Source organism: Chromohalobacter sp. HP20-39, assembly GCF_033052815.1.
In the GTDB taxonomy this organism is placed as follows: Bacteria; Pseudomonadota; Gammaproteobacteria; order Pseudomonadales; family Halomonadaceae; genus Chromohalobacter.
Map to the genome: position 1 here is coordinate 1 of NZ_JAWHTP010000055.1, position 715 is coordinate 715.

The 715-nt window shown below is 56.1% G+C and carries 1 protein-coding gene; it reads right to left on the reverse strand.

Features of this window, described 5'->3' with window-relative positions:
- Positions 1-715, reverse strand: a 715-nt coding sequence (locus RVY79_RS16835) for a hypothetical protein (RefSeq protein ID WP_317465619.1), incomplete at both ends; no start/stop codon positions are given.

Genomic DNA, 715 nt, shown 5'->3' on the forward strand with positions numbered 1-715 from the left:
CGGTAGAAGGTCCGCAGTCCCAGCCGCCAGCGCGCGGCCGTGCTTAATGAGGCGAAGTCGAGACAGAAGTCTGTTTCTTTCGGAGACGAGTTCCGTCGCGGTGCTGAACCATTGTTGCTCAACTCTCTCGACTGAGCGCGTTAGAACGGCCTCCTCATCGTCAAGCTCATTGGGGAGGAGTTGTGAGAAGTGCATCGCTACCGGGTAGTCAAGGGCGCAGGCTGCTGGAGCGAACAAGCTAAACTGTGCTTCCCGCCGGCCATAATCCCAATCAGCCCACCGATGGAAGCAGATGGCCCACATCCTTTTTGCCTCTTCCTGCCCAACCAACTGCGCGAACTTTGACAAGATGGAGGCTACGGCTGCCGCACTGCGCTTGGAGTAGCTGAGGTACAGAGTCTCAACAAACATTTCCCAGTTGGTCTCGCCAACTTGCGCTAGCACGCCCGGCAGTGCTGATGCCATCAAAGACTGCTCGTCAGGAGACCGAACCAGGGCATGCATCCAGCCTTTCCACGCAGAGGTTGGCGCGACTTGAATAAGAATCTGTTCGAGCAGACCGGACCAGTTACCGCCTTCGCGGTTGCATCGGTGAGCCTCTTCAAGTTGGTCGACAGCCAGAAACTTGAAGGAAACAAGCGGCACTTCGAGAGCCTGCTTAGGCGCGTAATCTTTAAGCACCAGGAGCAACTGCAGTGATAAGTAAACGTCATCT